The sequence below is a fragment of the Caballeronia choica genome (assembly GCF_001544535.1).
In the GTDB taxonomy this organism is placed as follows: Bacteria; Pseudomonadota; Gammaproteobacteria; order Burkholderiales; family Burkholderiaceae; genus Caballeronia; species Caballeronia choica.
In genome coordinates this window covers 1-19,197 of the sequence record NZ_FCON02000145.1, presented here as the reverse complement: position 1 = coordinate 19,197, position 19,197 = coordinate 1, and the positions used below count along the sequence as shown (strand labels likewise).

The 19,197-nt window shown below is 54.8% G+C and carries 14 protein-coding genes and 1 pseudogene; 6 read left to right on the top strand and 9 right to left on the bottom strand.

All coding sequences use genetic code 11. From position 1 onward, the window contains the following. Nucleotides 1-365: 365 nt before the first annotated feature. The 8 genes from AWB68_RS35485 to AWB68_RS35450 all read right to left on the bottom strand — a co-directional run bounded on the left by AWB68_RS35485 (nt 366) and on the right by AWB68_RS35450 (nt 11,523). Complete coding sequence (locus tag AWB68_RS35485) at nt 366-1,061, bottom strand: methyltransferase domain-containing protein (protein ID WP_087648928.1); 696 nt, start codon at nt 1,059-1,061, stop codon at nt 366-368. Nucleotides 1,062-1,276: 215 nt separating this feature from the next. Beyond that, the gene (locus AWB68_RS35480; protein WP_125483146.1) at nt 1,277-2,305 is read right to left on the bottom strand and encodes a glycosyltransferase; all 1,029 of its coding nucleotides are present in this window, start codon (nt 2,303-2,305) and stop codon (nt 1,277-1,279) included. Nucleotides 2,306-2,415: 110 nt separating this feature from the next. Further along, on the bottom strand, nt 2,416-4,809 hold the full coding sequence (locus tag AWB68_RS35475) for a DUF4838 domain-containing protein (protein ID WP_160110126.1): 2,394 nt from the start codon (nt 4,807-4,809) through the stop codon (nt 2,416-2,418). Nucleotides 4,810-5,329: 520 nt separating this feature from the next. After that, nucleotides 5,330-6,160 carry a glycosyltransferase family 2 protein gene (locus AWB68_RS35470; RefSeq protein WP_087648925.1) on the bottom strand — a complete coding sequence of 277 codons (831 nt, stop codon included), beginning with the start codon at nt 6,158-6,160 and terminating at the stop codon, nt 5,330-5,332. A 42-nt stretch (nt 6,161-6,202) separates the two neighbouring features. Next, nucleotides 6,203-7,246: a glycosyltransferase family 4 protein gene (locus tag AWB68_RS35465; protein ID WP_160110125.1), complete on the bottom strand. Its 1,044-nt coding sequence runs from the start codon at nt 7,244-7,246 to the stop codon at nt 6,203-6,205. Nucleotides 7,247-7,248: 2 nt separating this feature from the next. Next, a complete protein-coding gene (locus AWB68_RS35460; RefSeq protein WP_087648923.1) occupies nt 7,249-8,094 on the bottom strand; it encodes a glycosyltransferase family 2 protein in 846 nt (281 codons plus the stop codon). Beyond that, entirely contained in the window at nt 8,091-9,353 is a 1,263-nt protein-coding gene (locus tag AWB68_RS35455; protein ID WP_087648922.1) for a hypothetical protein, read from the bottom strand. Before AWB68_RS35455 ends, AWB68_RS35460 begins: the two co-directional genes overlap by 4 nt. Then, entirely contained in the window at nt 9,331-11,523 is a 2,193-nt protein-coding gene (locus AWB68_RS35450) for a polysaccharide biosynthesis tyrosine autokinase (protein ID WP_087648921.1), read from the bottom strand. The genes AWB68_RS35455 and AWB68_RS35450 overlap by 23 nt, the downstream gene beginning before the upstream one ends. Nucleotides 11,524-11,903: 380 nt before the next feature. Between AWB68_RS35450 and AWB68_RS48465 the strand changes: the two genes are divergently transcribed. Together AWB68_RS48465 and AWB68_RS35445 are read left to right on the top strand one after the other, a co-directional pair. Continuing rightward, the gene (locus AWB68_RS48465; protein ID WP_160110124.1) at nt 11,904-12,065 is read left to right on the top strand and encodes a hypothetical protein; all 162 of its coding nucleotides are present in this window, start codon (nt 11,904-11,906) and stop codon (nt 12,063-12,065) included. Between the two features lie 280 nt (nt 12,066-12,345). Then, nucleotides 12,346-12,948: a serine O-acetyltransferase gene (locus AWB68_RS35445; RefSeq protein ID WP_087648920.1), complete on the top strand. Its 603-nt coding sequence runs from the start codon at nt 12,346-12,348 to the stop codon at nt 12,946-12,948. 23 nt (nt 12,949-12,971) lie between these two features. On the opposite strand, the gene AWB68_RS35440 is transcribed toward AWB68_RS35445, so the two are convergent. Beyond that, entirely contained in the window at nt 12,972-14,216 is a 1,245-nt protein-coding gene (locus AWB68_RS35440) for an oligosaccharide flippase family protein (RefSeq protein WP_087648919.1), read from the bottom strand. A 1,317-nt stretch (nt 14,217-15,533) separates the two neighbouring features. Between AWB68_RS35440 and AWB68_RS35430 the strand changes: the two are divergent. The 4 genes and pseudogenes from AWB68_RS35430 to AWB68_RS35415 all read left to right on the top strand — a co-directional run. Continuing rightward, nucleotides 15,534-15,812 (top strand): annotated as a pseudogene (locus tag AWB68_RS35430) (IS21 family transposase); the annotation flags it as partial. Nucleotides 15,813-16,032: 220 nt separating this feature from the next. Beyond that, nucleotides 16,033-16,971, top strand: coding sequence for a glycosyltransferase family 2 protein (locus AWB68_RS35425; RefSeq protein WP_087648917.1), 939 nt, complete (start codon nt 16,033-16,035; stop codon nt 16,969-16,971). After that, nucleotides 16,968-17,354 (top strand): GtrA family protein, encoded by a 387-nt coding sequence (locus tag AWB68_RS35420; protein ID WP_200828885.1) that lies wholly within the window; start codon nt 16,968-16,970, stop codon nt 17,352-17,354. Before AWB68_RS35425 ends, AWB68_RS35420 begins: the two co-directional genes overlap by 4 nt. A 72-nt stretch (nt 17,355-17,426) precedes the next feature. Beyond that, a complete protein-coding gene (locus AWB68_RS35415; RefSeq protein WP_087648929.1) occupies nt 17,427-19,055 on the top strand; it encodes a DUF2029 domain-containing protein in 1,629 nt (542 codons plus the stop codon). The last annotated feature ends 142 nt before the right edge of the window (nt 19,056-19,197 follow it).

The following is a 19,197-nucleotide window of genomic DNA, read 5'->3' as shown; positions in this document are numbered from 1 at the left end:
GCTACATGATAGCCTAAGAAAAAAGCCGAAACCCAGCGCTGACGCGGATTTCGGCTACTTGAGAAGTCAAAGTTCGGATTAGCCGATGGAATCTGTGTCGGCGAATGTTCATAGCTCTCCAGATTGCCTCCCGGCGGCCGACAATACGATGGCGACTATTTTTGGATGATTAACACCTCGTTATTTGGCATAAAAATTAAATCCAAATAAATACATTGAATTTCAATCAATTCACGAATATTGTTAGTTTTTCTATCATTGTGTCTTCTTGCCGCTTTTACTCAGTGTGGAAACCTGGATGTTGGACACCGAGCGGCGTGGTGCGTCTCCTCGAAAAGGGTTCTCGCCAAGCATTAAAGTTTTGGCTATGCTTCGAGTCTTCTTCGAAATATTCTTTTCCTGTGAATAATAGAAAGCCCCTTTTGATCCTCCGTTGCATCAGATTCGCTTATAAAATTATTACTGCCATAAATAAGGCCATTGGTTATTTCGCGCTTGTGGTCCAATATTCTTGATGGAAATCCGGATACCTTTTTTTCGTCCTTCAGAAATACTGCAACAAAATCGTTCCACACATCCTTTGCTTGCAGGCTTGTGTAGGACTCTAAAAGGGTAGCGTTGATAGAGTTTCTCTTCGCCCAAGAAACCAGAGCCCTTCCGCTGTCCGGATAAAATCTCCAGCAGTCTACCGGGTGTCGATGGAACCATCCGTTTGATGGGACGTTCAAATAAAAAAGACCTTTCGGCTTCAAAACTCGCATTATTTCCAAGAATACGAGCCAGAACATTTCTGAGTGCTCAAAGCAGGAGCTTGACAAGATAATGTCAGCTGACTCGCTTTCAAATGGCAGTTTATATGGATCTTCCAAAATAATGTCAACATTTTTGCCTTCAACAAAATCGACGCCGACGTATTCGAAGCTGGATGGAATTGTGCTTCTCAGGGTACCGTTTAAATCTTGCGAGCCTATCTCAATGACTTTTACTTTCGGTTGGGACGAAAATGAGTTTGCATACGCCTCAAAAAAACTCTTACAATTGCTAATTGCTGTTGGGTGCATTTTAGCTCTCGATCATATGAAATCTGTGACATATCTCGACGCCATGAACCAAAGACGGCGCCTCATTAGTCCCGAAGCCGACCGGCACAAGGGAAAGGACGTCCGGGAACCGTAATTAGGCGGGGGTCCGTTCCCGGATATAATCATAGACTGAGCGCTGTCGGATTGCAAACGCGTGCGCAGCGCAATAATTTGCAAAAACATCGACGACTTGATTACAAGAGGCAATAATCGATGACCCTGCTACGAATCACATCCCACGAATAGTTTTCCTTCACGAACGAGACAAGCATTTCGGCCTCGACTGCACGCTCCGCTTGTGTCAATTGGCTCCTATGTTGCAATTTCAGTGCGAGATCTTCGATCGAATCGAAGACGTAGTCCCCTGCAGGGAGATATTCGTGCACGCCGTGCGCGCTACTGCAAATCACCGGCACGCCAGCGACTAGGCCTTCGAGCAACGCATTGTTCGCTGTGGCGAACTTCAGTGGCAATAGCAAAAACAGCGAGTTTTGGATGACGTCCTGGTACTGCTGGCGATCCAGCCGGTTATGAAAAACGACGTTGGCGGCGTTCCTGCACTCGCCGAGCTTTTCGTAGTTCATGCCCACCAAATCGAAAACCACCCTCGCATCGGCAACGAGAAAGAAGTCGATGATTCGGGCTAGCAGTTCATAGTCGCGGTAGGTGTCGCCCACTACCGTCAAATGCAACTTGTCGTCGCAGATGTCGGGTCGCGAGTCGTTACGTTCCCGACACCAGACTCCATGCGGAATACTCTTCACCTTTCCAGGAAAATGACTATCGAAAATTGATTTTTGCTGCTCGGTCAAGGTGATGAATTTGCTCACAAAGCGTAGATTGAAACGTTTGAGTTTCAAGAACAGAGAGTCGTTCCGCTCAAGCCAGTAATCCTCGCCCAGATGCACCACATAGATGACGTTCTTACCGAGCATACGCAAAATCGGCGCTGACAAATACCCCGTTTGCTCTGGGTAGAATAGAAGCACCGACCGGTACGGCCACGCTCGAACGATCGTCAGCAAGTCGATCAGCAGGAAGTTGATTCGCCGTAAGCGCGATCCTATTACGCTGCGTCCGCCCCATAAATTGCCGCCGTCGACGTAGTCCGCGCTCGACGATACGACGTGATGATATCCCGACGCATCGTCATGATGATCCCAACGGAATCCAGAATAGAGCACCTGCTTTTCGGTCATTGCAACGGTCGCAAGGGTGTTCATGTTTCACCTATTGGAATTTTTTCCGACACAGCAATAGAGACACCCAATCCAGACTCCAATGAACCGGCAATCCCCGAAGGCGGACGCTGCACTTTACGACGCCGTGCCTGTCACCTGTGCCGTACGGCGACAACGCGATCCACAAACACTGCGTCGCTCGCATTCAAACCGACTGCCTGCACGTACACACCCTTCTCGTGATCTGATTCGAAGACGAACGGGCCACCGGGCACGGGGATCGACCGGTAGGTTCCTCCGTTCAACTCGCTCGCGGCAACCTGCTGGAAGCGGTCCATCGGTGGGTACGACCCGACACGCAGGCTGCCCCCGCCCGATCCACCCACAACTCGGACGTCCACAAAAAGGTCCCACTTGCCCTCACAGGGCAGTTTGTCGAATTTGAGTTGGACCGCCCACGACGAAGAATTTCCAGGTACGCGAATCGCCGCCCCGTCCGAAGCGACGGCGTCCGCGACAATACGGGCCGAGCTATAAAGATTCAGTCCGAGGTCTTGGATATCGCTCCAATCCCTGGCCGGCAGACCTGCACTCTGTGCCGGCCGGGTAGCAGGGCGACGCTCGATGGCGACCAGTTGGTTGAGACCGTCGAGGTCACCTTCCTGGCGGTATGCCGACACATGCGCGCGCTGCACCGTCTCCTCGAACCGGGAACGTCGCCGCAGATAGTCAAGCTGCCAGCCGGGAACCGCTTTTGCATCCTGATACTCACGGCGACGCACAAGGATGACGAAATCGAGCGGCATGCGAGCCTGGCGCACCCGTGCCAGCAACAATGGATTGCCCATTACCGCCTGTTCCGCTTTGTCGAACATCCAGTCGGCCCGTGCGACGAATTCGGGGGAGTACATCTTCATGCTCACCGGGGCCTGCTCGGAGAGAAGGTCACCGCTCGCGACCAGCGCTGCATGCATCGAGTCGATATACGCGACGAGTTCCGGAGCAGCCGCGCCGAAATAGCCTCGGCAATACTCGGCCACGAGCGCGTGCACGTCCTGCCGCGGGTCCCACAGCAGCCGCCCTATCATCCACACTCTGAGGCTGGCGAACTCGGCGCCCGGAGTTGTCCAGCTTCCTTCCGCAAAATACCCGGACACATTTCTCAGCGTAGCCAACCACTTGATGCTCTCTCCGATGGGATAGATGTTTGGTGTAGGCTGCAAGAAGCCTGCAAAATTCGTAATGTGGTCCCAAACGAACACGTTCTTCGAGATTGCGTTCCAACCAACCAAACCCTCCCCCAACCGGGCGTTACGCGCCCGATTGAGCGGCGTACTGTAGTCAACCTGGATGGTCATTGGATATACCAGTATGTAATCAGGTAAAGCCATGCCCGCCGGTGGGTAAAAACCCCAGTGGTAGGCATTGAATGCGAATCGTGCGCCGGGCATTACCGCTCGAACTCGCGTCGCTATGTCTTGGATCAGGTCGACCAACGGAGCTGATGCCACTCCGCCGTGCTGGTCCGCGAACTTCTGGCTGTCCGCGTCCAAGTCCCATCCCCAATCCATGTCATGAATTCCGAACCAGACATGCCGATAGTTCGGCAATTCCCTGAGTCTCTTGACCACATTGGCCGCCATAATCCGACGGACATCGGTATTCATCATCGCCACTTGGCCGCCGGCGTACCACTCAGGATGGCTCTTCAGATGCTCGTCCCTAGGCAGCAGATCCCAAAACGATGCATCACCTCCCTTCGCAAGCCAGCTTTTGTCCCAGGTGTCGAGCCCCGGAGCGGACGGCGCGAACGATGGACCGTGAGACTCTCCGTTGAGCAGATTGCGCGCCCGGAAGGCCTTATCTTGGCCTTCCCAACTGAGGACTTCTCGGTACCCAAAGCGCGGAACCTGTCGAGCATCGGGGGCATCAATGTGCAAAGTCCGTTGCGTGGGCACCTCCGTGGCATCAGGAGCGAACCATTTCACACCGAGCACATGATCGAGGAACCAATTCACACCGTACATCGTGCCGCGCGATGTTGCTCCTGCGATTACGAGATTCGTCCCAGACGTGCATAGCACGAATCCATCGGAGCCGAGTTTATCGAAATCGACCGACGGACACAGCGCAAGCGTAAGTCGATTGTCGAGACCGATGACGATCGTCGGACCTCGTCGTGGCGCCTCGTCGGTCGCGATGCGCCCAAAGTCGCCACCGGTAATGCGCTTCAGGTAGTACGCGAGGTCCCTCGCCGCTTGCAACGTAACCGCATCGGCAAGCGCGCCAACGTGTACGTGGTAGCGGGTTACGCCCTGATCCGCGAGAGCTAGTGTCCGTGCGGGTGGACCACCCGTTTTGCGGGTTGCAGCAAGCAACGCATCTCGCTCACTATCGGCAATAGGAAATCGCAAATCACTCGCGCCAGTTGGCGCACCCTTTGCCGCATCCGTCGCTGTGACCGAATCGTGAGTCAGCTCGACTTTGATTCTGCTAAATCTTGCCACGCCCGGCTGACCTTCCGCCTTGCGCAGATAAATGATCATTTGGTCCGCACCTTCTGGCGCGGTCACCACAATACTAGATCGTTCCCATACACCGTCCCCTCGACTGCTCACAGCTACGGCCGGTTCAATGCCCCAAGGTTGCTCGATAGATTCAACACCCCGCCAGCCGGGGTCGACTCCGGCACCTCGAAAGCTAAGCTGCACGAAGGCAGATCGTGCAGGCGCATCGACGGACCAAATGTTCAAGCTAATCCGATAGCGCCGACCGCTCTCCACCCGAATCTTGTCTTGACCTGCAAATCCGGACTCGACCTGAAGTGCACGGCCGTATTTCACATCGGGGACGACATCGATCTGTCTTCCCCACCAGCCAGAAGTACCTTGCGTAAAATCACCGTTCACGATAGACGCCGCAAACGCTCCTCTTCCCAAACATGTCATCGCGACCAGACATACCGTAATGAGCGCGCGCAGAAGACGCTCCCGCCGACCAAGCGCCGTGAACGAGCGCTCAGAAGCCATCCAAAACGACTGACGTGTTGAGACACTCATTCTTCTTCTACCGCTGTAGACCGTCGATGCGAGGTGGCGAAGTCAGCGGAATGCGAAATTTGTGACTGAATGTAAACAAGCTGTGGAGGTGACAACGAGCTGCACTCGACAGCGGCCCACCTGCTGACTGCCGCTGATGATCATGCATCAGCCGAGCGCCGGGCACACATGCGATTCGATATCCCGACCTCCACATGCGCGCGCATAAATCAACGTCTTCCATGTATAGAAAATAGTGTTCGTCCATGCCGCCCAGTGCTTCATACGCCTCGCGCTTGACGATGAATCCCGCGCCCATCACCCAGTCGGCATCGAATGGGATACCGGGAGTCCAGGCTTCTACCATCATGTGGCGGTTGACGCGACGCTCAAGGAACGACAGCCTGCCAAGCGGCGTGCGACGCCCGATGATATCTAACAGGCTGTAGAAGCGCCGTGCCGAGTATTGACGCACACCGTCAGGATAGGTCAGATCCAGTCCGACCATGCCGACCTCCGACGACGCATCAAAAACGGCCAATGCTTTGTCTATGCTGTTATCAACGAAGTACGTGTCTGGATTGAGGACCAGGACCCGCCTTCGCGTCCCCGCCACAATCCCGAAATTTACCCCGGCGGCAAAACCGCGGTTCATCGATGCACGCACGAGCCGCACTCCGTCAGGCAACGTCTCATGCAACTTCCGATAAGAGTCATCTGGAGATGCGTTGTCCACAACGACCATATCTGATGCTAGAGCGATTCTCAAAGCTAGCATTGACGCCACGCACCTTACAGTACGCTCTGGCGTGCGATAATTGACTACAACGACGTTCAGATCGCCGCTTTCTGATCTCATGATTGCCTCGAAACAGATCTCCCCGACCCAATTGCACAATTATTATTGCGTCGCCAGCGACGCTTCGTGGACGATATTCCAAAGCGCACTGGCCGACCGATCCCAACTGAAGCGCGCCGCCCGCTCTCGACCACGCTGAACCAGTTCTTGCCGCAGCACGGAGTCGTTGGCCAACCTATTCATCGAGATAGTGATGTCTGAGATGGAATGGGGGTCCACAATCAGAGCAGCGTTACCTGCGACCTCGGGCATGGCGGACACATTTGAGGTGAGCACCGGCACGCCCGATGCCATCGCTTCCAAAATCGGAAGCCCGAATCCTTCATAGAGGGACACAAAGGCAACAAAAAGTGCGCCGCGATACAAGCGTGGCATCATGACGTCGGACACGTCTCCTGCAAAGCTTATGCGCCAGGAGATGCCGAGTGTATGTGCGAGTTCTTTCAGCGTTGCATCGGGCTGGCCGGTCAACATCAAATGGACACCTTTGGCTGGTAATGACGACCGCGCATATGCAGTAAGCAGCCGGTCGAGATTCTTGTAATTCCGGCGATTTCCCGGATACAACACGTATGGGAAGTTGGATTCGAATACCTCGTCGTTCCTTGCGAACGCCGGATCCACGCCGTTGTGAATGACGTGCACCTGCGTGCGCAGCATTCCAGACCAACGCAGAAACTCGTTGCGCGTGTAGTCGGAAACGCAAACGACCGCAGTGCAGCCTCGGTACATGCGTCGGAAAACGAGGTCGTAGTATGCTCGGTGCAGTCGAGAGTAAAAGTGCAAGTGTGTCAGATCATGCACGGTCACGACGGACGGTCGTTTGTTAGAAGCGGGAGGAATGAAGCCGGGACTCCAAAACACTCCATGGTCGCCTTCATCATTGAGCGCGCGCGAAATCTGGAACGGCGACCATGGACTACCGAGACCGCTATCGATTCTGAGCGGAACAATTGTGGTCTCGTCTGGAGCACGCTCCATGCACGCCTTCATTACGTTGCCTATGCCTGTCTTTGCCGGCCAGCGCAAATCTGCAAATACGGTGCACGGGGGCTGAGCAACTTCGAGGGACGAGTATCTGTTCATTGTTATCTCCGGTCTGCCCACCCAAGCATGCGATTTGTCGCGGCGATCCAGCAATACCGAGCGCGACTCACGTCCCCTTTCAAGAACGAAATCAGGCATGCCGCGACCGGCCTTGCGGTGAGATAGAAGACGAAATGTAGGGGATATCGGTTTAGTGACAACACGCGGCCGAAGCCTCGGTTGTACAGCCTTCCTCGCGTGTAGGCTTTATGATCGAATACCGCGAGCGGCTCTGGGTGACAAACACGAAGCGAGGGTTCATAGTGCACTTGGAATCCCGCATCGATCACGCCGAGAAGGAAGTTCACCTCTTCTCCAGCACCCCACCGCGAGCCTGAACCCACGCCGAGTTGCTCATCAAAGCGACCGACGGCGCGGACCGCATCGGTGCGCAGAAAAATCGTGTACGAGGTCGCACAAGTCCATATGTTGTAGCGATTGACGGTTAGCGGACTCGTTGCCCAACGCCCCTGTGAAGGCTTGTCGTCTCCATCCACGCTGGCGCCAGTCAGCCCGGCAGACGCCGCTTCCGTGGTGGTCAGTTTCAGTGCGACGAATTCGAGGACGTCCGGCCTGTACCAGCAATCGTCGTCCGGGAACGCCACGACGTCGCCGCGCACTGCCTGCAAGCCGACATTCCGGGCGCGTGACAACCCCCTTTCCGAACGAAGATAGACAATCTGGATCAGATATTTGAAGCGCTCGACGAGTGTCTCGACGCGGTCATCGGCATTTTGGTCGACCACAATCAGTTCAAAATCCTGGTGGGTCTGCACCGCAAGGGAATTGAACAAACGCTCCAACTCCGCACTTCGCCCCAGTGTCGCTACGATCAACGAGAATTTCATATGAGATCCCCACGCCTATGTACTGTGGAATCAAAGTGCACGACCTGGTGCGGCCGGCTGGCCGTGACATGAACATTACCCAAACGCGCCCTACGTCCCCAAGATACTAAATAGCCTAGTAGCAAATAGGTCATCTCATTCTGGTGCAGTGGATTCGATAACGACCATGCGGCTAACGGCGCCAGGCAAATCATCGTCGCGCGACCCAGTCCTAGGCCGCAGAAAAACACCAGCCAGGCTAGCATTCCGGGAATACCGGCGATCAGCATCATGTCGATAGGTGCGGCAAAGACCGCGTTGGTGCCTGCTCCCAAACCCTTGACGCTCACGACGGCGTGGGCAAAAAAACTCTCGACAAATCCGAACCCGTGGCCAAGCCAGTCTTGCGCGGCGAGACGCATGCTTATCGCGAATGCCAAACCACGCTCCTCCTCGAGCCGAACGTTCAACATGTCCCCGGAGAGCTCAGTTCCAAAGCGCCAGAAATAGAGCCCACCGGCCGCCGCCAGCAGCAAGACCTTCATACCGCCGTGGCCCTTCAGCTGTGTCATCAGTACGATTCCGCAAGGGATAAGGACCGTCTTTGACTCACTGACAAGCGCATTGGTGACCCCAAACGCAAGCAATGCCACCGCGTCGAATGCCCTCCGCTCCGATTGGAGAAAAAGAAGGTAGCTTGCCCCAAAGAAGAAGAGCGCGAACCAATTTCGCTCCAGAAACGATCCGTGTATCGCCTCGCCCATGAATTCGACCGGTTTATAAACATAAGGAATATTAATCTTCTGAAGGATGATCTCAAAAATGAAGAACCCGAACAAAGTCGCGTATCCATATGGCAGCTGATTCACTATGTAGTGTCGGCCGAACTGCCGGCCGATCAAGTAGAAGGCGGGGTAAACGATCGAAAACTTGATGATCTGCTGAGTCTCTTTCGTGTGCTGATATCCGGCGAACAATGTCATCCATATCGCAACACCGAGAAATAGTAGATAAACAAGAACTTCGCGGCCCATCACGTGGATGCCTCGTCTCGCCAGCAGAAATGCCAGCAGAATCAAAGCCCAGATTTGATTTAGCTGAGCTCCGCCGACCTGCACGCATTCAAGCGAAAGTAGAAAGAGGCCACTTATCAGAGCTGCGTCGAGACCTCCAGCTGGGAAGCCTCCCGACTGTTTCGACCCGTCTGCCGCAATGTCGGGGCAACGGCGAATTTCCGAACTAGGATGAGCATCCGGCTTACCCACGGTAATAGGAGCCATACCCTACGCTCCGTTGGGGCACGTCGTTGACCAGCACACCACTTACTTCGACGTTTGCGTTCTGTAACCGCCGCTCCGCTTCGGCGATCTCGGCCGTTGTGTGGCGTCCGTATCGAACCGCCATAAGTGTCGTACCCGCGTATCGGGCAATCACTGCGGCATCCACTACGGGCAGAAGTGGCGGCGCGTCGATCACGACCATGTCATAGTGGGCAGAAAAATCATCAAGCAAAGTTTTGAATCGGTCGCTCATCAGCAGTTCCGTCGGATTTTCCGGCTTTGAGCCTTTCGGGAGAAAGTCGAGATTACTCCCGCCCGCGCCTCGATGTATCAGGCGCTCAGTTGCTTCACCTCCGATGGCATCGGATAATCCCGGCTCGCTCTTAACACCGAAGTACATGTCGATATCGCCGCCGCGCATGTCTGCGTCGACCAGCAAGACGTGCTTGCCACTCGCAGCGAGTACCTTTGCAAGGTTTGCGGCGAGAAATGACTTCCCGACGTCCGGCCGGGGGCCGGTCAGCAGGATAATATTATTGGATGCTCCGAACGCATCGAAGTGGAGCGCCGCCTGCAGACTGCGAATTGCCTCCACCGCGATGTCGTCGGGTGCCTGCGTGGCCAACAGATGCCGCCCTCTCATGCCGCGCCGCAGCCAACTATCAAGCTTCGCCTGCTTCTCGCTATGAGGCACAACCGAATATACCGGCGCGTGGAGGTAGCGCTCAAAGTGCTCTGAATGCTCGATACCAGGACGAAAACGGCGACGCACAAAGGGCATTCCCAAGCCCAGCGCCAGGCCTAAGATCAGGGACACTCCGATAACTACCGTCTTTCTCGGTTTGACGGGCTTCGACGAGGTCATTGCCCAGTCGACCACCCGGACGTTACCCATCTGCCCAGCCCGTACAATGTCCAACTGCTGCGCGCTATTGAGCATGTTTGTATACAGCCCGGTATTCACGCGTACATCGCGCAACAATCTCAATGCGTTCTGCTCCGTGCTCGGCAAGACCGCGACACGACTCGCAAACTTGCGCTGCTGTGTCTTCAATTCATCGATACTTTGCGTCAGGGAAGCGACAGCCGGAAATTCCTCCGAAAAGCGCTGCGTCAATTCGTTACGCTTTTGCTCAAGCTCCGTCTGCTTGGCTTGGGCATCAACCATTTGCCCAAGTAGAAGTTTCGTTTCCTCGCTCAGATCCACCGTACTGTGTGCATTGCGAAACGAGTTGTAGGCGTTCTCGGAACGCTCAAGCGTTCCTTTTAGGATCGGAAGCTGTTCCTCGAGGAAGGCGAGCGTCGTCTGCGCTTCCTGGCTTTTATGCGCAACATTCTGCTCGACATAGGTGCGCGCAATCGCATTCACGATCTGGGTGATCTTGGCATTGTTCTCGCCGTCAAGCGAGACCGACAAGATTCCAGCTTGTTTTCCTAATTGCTCAACCTTTAGGTCATCCTGCAACCGGTTGATTGCGTCCAACTCGTGCAGGCGTTTAATTGTAAATTTGGTTCCCGGATTGGCGACGAGGCGGCTGACCTTGATCGATACATTGTCCCCACGGTCATTCACCGCGATATCTTGGCCGATTGCGGAGCGTGCGACGATCACGTTATCGTCGTTCTGCAAGACATACGATCCACCCTCGCCGGCAATTAATGTATAAAGGCGGTCTGCTGCGGCGTCGAAAGTATCGATTGTTAGCTCCTCGCCACCCCACGCGTACCCGGTCAGTCCCAGCACTGGCTTTGCCAACTCCCCTTTCCTCTCATTGCTAGCAAGCCATCGCCCAAGGACTGGGAAATACTTTGGCGTCACGTTTATCTCAAGGCGAAGCGCCTTTACCGTAGGCTGAAGCACCGAGCGTGACCGTACGAGCTCAGATTCGGCTGCCGTAGCGGCGGCGGCATCAAACTGAGCTGCCGCATCTTTGCTCTGCCACGGCGTCGGGCTGCTGACACTGCTACCGTTGGGGTCTTCGACCTGGATCATAGCGTCGGCGCGATAGACGGGCGGCGCGAGAAATGCATAGCTGACCCCCAAACTGAAGACGATCGCCGTTACGCACAAGACCATCTGCCAGTGCTCGATGATCACATCCACGTTCTGAGAAAGTGAAGGGTCATCGTTCACTGGCACATCGGCATAGGACTTGAACTGTTTCGTCATAGGACTGAAGATCGCAAATTTTTTGCATTGTTTTAGCGCCCTGGGGCGAGGGAGTACTTCTGTTGCTTTGCACAACCGTTTGATAGTGCAAATTCGTAGTGGAAACGAATCGTGGCGGTTGGGTCCGGGTTCTTGTCTGAAATCAACTACGTTTAGGCTGTAAATAGTGCTACGGGAGTGCGGAGCAGCACAGACTGTGCCGGTGCCATGCACCTTGATGATGCGCGGTCGACCGACTGTCTTAAGAATCCTTAGGCAAGCCTTCAAATTAAATTAGAGGTTGACGAAACCCTTCCTCGTGCTTACCCTTCACTCGACTCCTCTTTGAGCGAGGTCCTTTTGTGAATGCATACAACGGATTAGACCAAGAGGACACCTACGTGATTGAGGTTCGAAAGCTCGGACCAAAATATACGTATTACGTACGTTTCGATGACGGTGCCCGCCCCTACACTCCGTCCACAGGCTTCTTCGACAGTGAGGAAGATGCGATTCAGGCGGCGTTGAAAAAGGCAACGCAACTCCGTCCCAAGCGCGGTTGAGGGGTCTCTCTCCTTCGCTTACATCACCTCACGTCAACGAGAACTTTTCATTCTCCTGAGTTGAGTTGCTTAGCTTAACTGAATTTCGCTTCAACGGATTTGCGAGCGATCGTTAGGACGTTAATCATTTACTGATATGTAGGATAACTATGATTAATGGATCTGAAAGGCTGAAATACCGTTAACCTCGGTTACTGTAGGTCGCCGCCGAGTGGATGGTCGCTCCTAGGTTTGGCGTATCGACTTCTCGACTGATCGCCTCTCTCCAGACCGAGCCAACATGAAAAGGATTCTGAAGTCCATAGCGTTCGCACTTAGCGCCGCACGCCTGACACCTCATTTGATCGCTCTGTTGACTACGGATAGACGTGGCTTGGTCAATGCGGATATCGACCGCTGGAAGGCGATTTATATGAACGAACGCGATATCGCCAGAATTCCGGCTTTCGTGCGGCTGATGACGACTTATCCCGAATATCGGAACCTCTTCTATCATCGCATCGGCTGGATTGGAAAATTGGTCAGCCCGCTCTGCCGACCGATGAACACACTATTCATCTCCACGGAGAGTATCGGCCCTGGCTTATTCATTCAGCACGGGTTCGCGACCATTATTGCGGCGAAATCAATCGGATCGAACTGCTGGATAAATCAACAGGTGACGATTGGATTCTCCAACGCACGTGACTGTCCAACGATCGGAGACAATGTGACAATTTACGCGGGGGCGAAGCTGATCGGGGCTACCTTCATAGGAAACAATTCGAAAGTGGGCGCGAACGCGGTGGTTTTGAAAAATGTGCCTGCCAATTCAACGGTTGTTGGCGTCCCAGCCCGAATCGTAAGGCGCGAAGGCAACCGCGTGGACGAGGAGCTTTGTTGATCGGCGGATCTTGATCACCGATGTCATACGTAGCGGTGTTTTGCCCTCACCTCTTTACACGCAAGAAGTACCATCGCAGTAGCTACGATCTCTGTGGCTACCACCGAGTAAGCTGCACCGATTGGGCCCCAAACATGAATCATCAATGGCGCTTGACAAACATGGAATAACGCGCTTGCCAGATATATTTTCTTTAATACGGATTGGTTTCCGGAAGCGATAAGTTGCAGCTGTACGAGCGTTGCAGCGACACCAATGATAACGGGCACGATAATCATAATCCTTAGTATCTGAAAGGTTTCGTGAAATTTTGGTCCAAAAAATCGATTGACGAACCATTCCCCGCCTAGCTCGAATCCCACCAACATCAAGACCCCAGTGCCAATGAAAGCGATAATAAGTCTCCGGATGATCTTCTGGGCGCTCGGATACTTCCCTTCTGCGTACATCGCGCAGATTTGAGGAAAGAGCGCTTGTATTGGAGGTGTGGAGAGCTGGCGCAGGGGTGTGATAATTTTGTCGGCAGCAACATAATACCCGACCACGATATTTCCACTCATAATTTTCAATAACAGCACGTTTGCATACATGTAGGTCGAAGTTAGCACAGAGCTCAGAAAAAGATGATACGACTCCTTCGCCTCAGCGAGGATGGTCTGGATAGATGTTTGATACCTCCAAGCTACTGCTTTTTGCGAGAACGCTATTCCAGTAAGTACCAGACCCGCGAAAAGATTTGGGCAAAAATATAAGGCCGAAGCGAGTGCTACATCGCGGTTATTCCGGACGAGTAAGAAAAGTGGCAGCAGAAAGACAACTCGCGCAGTGACGATCGCTGCCGCAAGCACGGCCATCCGTTGCAACCCTTGATATAGCCAGGTGGGGGTTAGCACATTTCCCCACAGGATCAGATTCGCCATAAGCAGCGGAATTTGGTCGTTCGACTCGCTGGAAATCGCCAGACTTAGGAAAACGAGTATTCCGGACCCGACCACGGCCAATGTTGCCTTCGCGGTCGTGGTGGTCCAATATATTCCGTTCACTACATTCGGTTCGTGCCTGTGAACGGCAACCTTTCTGGTGCTTGTGAGGTCGAAGCCGAAATCTACGAGAATGAGCGAAATTTGTGCGATCGTTTGCGCATAGCCAATCGTACCGATCCCTGCTGGTCCCAGTACATACGAGAGGTATGGAATCGTAATGAGCGGTAGTGCATAGCCGACAAGCTGCACCACATACAACGAAATGATGCTTTTTCTTGTCAACACAGGAAGCCTCGGTTGTAGGCGTTATAAACGAAACCAGCAGAAATTGCGCGCAGAGCCCGCTAGCTGTCACGGCAGTCGCTTTTGTGTTCCGTCTTAGTAGGTGTAGCCCGCTCGGACCGCGATTTTTTCGACTATGCTCAGGGGAGGGGGCTGAACAAAACGGGTTCCAGCGTCTTCAAGGCGCATACTCAAATAGAGTTCCTGTACTATGCATCTGGCCTTGCTCGCCATCCTCATGTGGTTTGCGCTAGAAAGGGGTTCCGACTTGTACCAGGTTACTGGGCCAGCCGAGAAAAGCCAATCCGAAAGATGTGACCTTAGCGACGCCGCAACGGTGGCTCCAAAAAAAGTGTCTTCGTGCGGACTGTCCTTAATGTACGAATTTAGCTCCGGTGCGTAAATGGCGTGGTTGATGCTAGTGAGCGCGGCATCGTCGATTACGAAGAGGTTGGATCGTATCCAACGGGTCGCGTGCAAGCACCCGACTTCAATCCGCCCTGGTGCCGAGTCAATTCTGCCGGCAATGAACCTCTTCCCCATGTTGCCGCATATCGCCTGCTCGAAGTTTCGCATAAAAAACTTATCGATGGGCTCGTGCGTGCCGATGGTGTCGTTAGCAAATAAGCAAGTGAAAGGTCTAGCACTACTACAGTGCAAATCGTTCAGGCCGCATTGGTACGCGCCAAACTCGAGCCCCTCGTTGTCATGGCGCATAACTATAACTTGAGGCGCGGAATGGCAAAATGTCGCCTCGGCACATGCGCTGCTGATTGCAGGATTATTTACCACGACTCGCAGCGATTGGCATTTCTGACTGACCGCCAAGGCAGCCGCGATTCTAGCTATTTTTTTCACATAGTCGGGGTAGTATAAGACAAGGACCATATGTCTCTCTTGGTTGACGCAACGGTCGCTCTCGCCGTCCATGTCTCCCCCTAAATTCGTGCTTAGACATTGCAATCGGCGCACGGTAGAGCTCTGCTTGCAGGCATTTGCATGCCTTCGTCTACCTAACGGGGCCGTCAGCGGCCCCAGCTTAAGCGCAGGAACTCGACGAATACACCATCTCAGCGCGGCAACTAAATGAAGGTATGAAAGGTGTCGTTTCAATTCTGGAGTTTGTCGGAATTTTGCTAAGGTTCGCTTTCGTCGACGCCCCTGGGATGGCAGCTCACTCGGACGCCGGAGCTTTGGGCGGGTCAAATCCCCCGGCGGTCACCCAACTTCCTCCGGTGAGGGTCACTTCAAATTCTCCCCAGCCACCTGACGATCGTCGGCTAGCAGCCTGACAGCCGGGATCGACGTAACAGGACGCTTATTTTTATCTCCTTCGAACAAGAAGGAGATGGAGAGTTGAACGTCTTGAAGCCATACCTGCAAAGTACCGAATTCACGCTACTCGAGCGCAACAAGAGCCAGCGACAGATCCGGAGACTGACGGGGATCGATCGCAAGACGATCCGTCGCTATCAGGCAATCTTCGAGTCCCAGCAGGCCTCGGTGGCAAACTCCCCCGGGGTGACCACCGGCTCCGAAGCGGCGACTGCGCAAAATCCTCTGCTCTCGCGGCTCGCTCGGACTAGATCGGACGTTCATTTTCTTGCCGGAACTCGATCCACTCTCGCCTACGCTGAGCACCATGACTGCAGTCTGTTCGCGGCTCGATTCGACACCGGGTTCAATTTCGTTGCGCTCAACCAAACTCGATTAAGATAGTGCACTCGCTAGGCGAGTCATCCGCGCCATCCGAGGCCGCCTGTGCCGCTGTGGAACGCGTGATCGCGGACCGTAACCCCGAGCACTTCTTGATCACCGAATGTCCGCACAGACTGCACATCGCATTGCCGTTCTCGTCCCTTGCCTCAATGAAGCCTCAACGATCGCCGCCGTAGTGCGCGATTTCAAAGCTGCTTTGCCCGGATGTGAAGTACACGTATTCGACAACAACTCGACTGATGCAACGATTGAGGTTGCGAAAAATGCTGGCGCTCATGTCCGAACGGTGGCACTGCGCGGCAAAGGAAACGTCATCCGTCGAATGTTCGCCGACGTCGAGGCGGACATCTTTGTGCTCGTGGACGGCGACGACACCTACGATGCGAATGCAACGCCGACGATGATTGACGCGCTCCTCGCGGAAGGGCTCGATATGGTCGTCGGCACTCGGGTTTCCGACGAGCAAGCTGCCTATCGATTCGGCCATCGTTTCGGCAATGTCCTCCTGACACGCTGCGTATCGTCCCTCTTTGGTCGGAGCTTCACCGACATGCTCTCGGGGTTCCGGGTGTTCTCGCGTCGCTATGTGAAGTCGTTTCCTGCTCATGCATCGGGCTTCGAGACCGAAACGGAACTGACCGTACATGCGCTCGAACTGCGCATGCCCGTAGCCGAGACACCTACGGTATACAAGTCTCGCCCCGAAGGCTCAGCCAGCAAGCTCAACACTTATCGCGATGGCTTTCGGATCCTCGTGACGATAGCCAGGCTCTTCAAGACAGAGAAGCCATTGGCGTTCTTCTCGCTCGGATCCGGTTTGTGCGCCCTAGTATCGATCCTGCTCGCCATACCACTCTTCGAAACATTCATCCGTACGGGTCTCGTACCGCGCTTGCCGACAGCACTGCTGTGCGTTGCTCTGATGCTGTTCGGCGCAATCCTTCTGGTATGCGGAATCGTCCTCGACACCGTAACCCACGGGCGAGCGGAATCGAAGCGCCTCGCCTACCTGGCGATTCCTGGCCCCCGTCGGGCATGATGACTTCCCAAGCCATCCGATTCGCCATTGCAGGCGCTGTCGGATTCGCGGCAGATGCTGGCGTCCTGTACATCGCGATTGCGTGCGGATCCGGTCCATTCTTCGGCCGGGTAGTATCGTTTCTCACCGCCGTATGGGTGACCTGGCAGATCAATCGGCAATACACCTTCCGCGATCGGGGTCAGCGCTCCGCGTGGGTGGAATGGTGGCGCTACCTGCTGTCCATGTTGAGCGGCGCAAGCATCAATTACGCGGTGTATTCGCTCATCATCGTAACCGGCCCTCGTAGTTCATGGCTGCCGCTGCTCGGCGTCGCCTGCGGATCGGTCGCAGGAATGTTCGTCAATTTCTTCGCAGCAAAGTTTTGGGCCTTCCGAAAGTAGGCCGCACCTAACGTTCCCCGAATGAACACTACGACTGCACGCAACCGAATGCGCTGGCTTCAAGGCGTCGACATGAACAGCCCTCGTGCGCTGATGCACGCCTGTTGGATCGTCCCGATCATCTTCGGACTCTACTCGCTCGATCAGGGCGCTGATTCGAACTGGGATGTGCGCAACTATCACCTCTACAACGCGTTTGCATTCCTCAACGGGAAGTTGTCGATCGATCTTGCTCCTGCTGGAATGCAGAGTTATTTTAATCCGCTGTTGGACGTTCCGTTTTATCTCATGGCGATGCATCTGCCCGCGATGCTCGTCGGCTTCGTGATGGGAGTCGTTCACGGGCTGAATTTTCCCCTGCTGCTCGGTATCTGCCGCCTGACGCTGAGTGATCTTTCGGAGGCAACACGATATCGAACGCCGTTCTGGCTCGCACTTGCCGGCTGCGTCACTGCCAACTTTTTATCAGCGATCGGTAATACGATGGGCGATAACACGACGTCGCTCTTCAGCCTTGGCGCGTTGCTCATCGTGCTCTACGTCTCGCCGCGACTGGCGCAGTTCCGCATACCGATGATCGCGACGCTGTTTCTCGCCGGCGTCGTGTCCGGGGCGGGTGCCGGACTCAAACTGACAACAGCCGTCTTTTCTGTTGCGCAATGCGGCGGCCTGCTGTTCGCGCCAGTGTCGATACCCGCGCGTCTGCGCGCGGCATTCGTGTTCGGCGTCGGCGTGCTGGCTGGCCTTGCAATGACTGGAGGTTTCTGGTTCGCCGAGCTTTGGCACCGGTACGGCAACCCGTTGTATCCGCAGTTCAGTTCTGTTTTCCCGAGTCCGCTGACCTCTCGGGTGTCAGTCGTGGACACAGGCTGGCTTCCGAAGAGCTTCCTGGAAGCACTCGTCTTTCCCTTCGTTTTCTCGCTGAACCCCTACCGGGTCGGACAAGCGCGCCTGCATCAGGCGATATGGGCCGTAGCATACGCATGTTTCTGGTGTTGGGTTCTGACCGTTGCGGTTCGGAAAGCGAAGGGCGCCGTCGCGCCACAGTTGTCAGGCCGAGGCCGGTACGTGGTCGCGTACGTCGCGATCGGCTATCTGGTATGGATGAAGCTGTTTAGCATTCAACGGTATCTCGTTGGAATCGAACTGTGCCTGCCGCTCGTCATCTACATGTTGGCAGGCCAGATGCTGACCTACCGGAGGGCGCTTAACGGCTCCAGAAGCGTGCTCGTCGTATGTTCGCTCATGGTGCTGATCGGCGGTGCACATTCGTGGGGCCACGACGCATGGAGCAAGAAGACGTTCTCCATCGATCTGCCGCCGCTTCCGGCGCCGGAGAAGACGACAGCGCTCTTGACCTCAGGCGACCCGCCGCTCGGCTGGATGGTCGCGCTCTTTCCCGGGAACGTTGCATTCGCCGCTATCGTGTCTGCGTTTCCGCAGTCAAGGCCGGCTTACGACGAGAAGGTCCACGCTATGGCTCGTGCGCGGGGAGGGCCGCTTTATGCGTTGATTCCCGGCTATTGGACGCACGGCCAGTATGACCAGGCCAGGAACTCGGCTCAGGTCGCTGATTCCCAAGCTGTTCTCGCAATTTATGGCTTCGCGCTCGACGTCGGCTCTTGCGCGTTCTATAAGGCGCACATCGGTGGCGGCACCTATCCCTATCAGTGGTGCCGCGTCACTAGTGTCCCGAGTTAGAAATTCATTGCTTTATTTGCGTTGTGTACTAACCTGGGTTGCAGGGTTCGCAAATAAGCGAGGCGACGATGAGAGGAAGACCGAAGGCGCCACTGGTCTTGAGTGAAGCGGAACGCGACCAACTCACGGCGCTGACAATGCG

Excerpts from the sequence above, each read along its gene's own strand:
- AWB68_RS35480 (WP_125483146.1), bottom strand. The coding sequence starts at position 2,305 with ATGAACACCCTTGCGACCGTTGCAATGACCGAAAAGCAGGTGCTCTAT.
- AWB68_RS35415 (WP_087648929.1), top strand. The coding sequence starts at position 17,427 with ATGAACAGCCCTCGTGCGCTGATGCACGCCTGTTGGATCGTCCCGATC.
- AWB68_RS35470 (WP_087648925.1), bottom strand. The coding sequence starts at position 6,160 with ATGAGATCAGAAAGCGGCGATCTGAACGTCGTTGTAGTCAATTATCGC.
- AWB68_RS35445 (WP_087648920.1), top strand. The coding sequence starts at position 12,346 with ATGAAAAGGATTCTGAAGTCCATAGCGTTCGCACTTAGCGCCGCACGC.
- AWB68_RS35420 (WP_200828885.1), top strand. The coding sequence starts at position 16,968 with ATGATGACTTCCCAAGCCATCCGATTCGCCATTGCAGGCGCTGTCGGA.
- AWB68_RS35450 (WP_087648921.1), bottom strand. The coding sequence starts at position 11,523 with ATGACGAAACAGTTCAAGTCCTATGCCGATGTGCCAGTGAACGATGAC.
- AWB68_RS35460 (WP_087648923.1), bottom strand. The coding sequence starts at position 8,094 with ATGAAATTCTCGTTGATCGTAGCGACACTGGGGCGAAGTGCGGAGTTG.
- AWB68_RS35455 (WP_087648922.1), bottom strand. The coding sequence starts at position 9,353 with ATGGCTCCTATTACCGTGGGTAAGCCGGATGCTCATCCTAGTTCGGAA.
- AWB68_RS35465 (WP_160110125.1), bottom strand. The coding sequence starts at position 7,246 with ATGAACAGATACTCGTCCCTCGAAGTTGCTCAGCCCCCGTGCACCGTA.
- AWB68_RS35485 (WP_087648928.1), bottom strand. The coding sequence starts at position 1,061 with ATGCACCCAACAGCAATTAGCAATTGTAAGAGTTTTTTTGAGGCGTAT.
- AWB68_RS35475 (WP_160110126.1), bottom strand. The coding sequence starts at position 4,809 with ATGATCATTTATCTGCGCAAGGCGGAAGGTCAGCCGGGCGTGGCAAGA.
- AWB68_RS35425 (WP_087648917.1), top strand. The coding sequence starts at position 16,033 with ATGTCCGCACAGACTGCACATCGCATTGCCGTTCTCGTCCCTTGCCTC.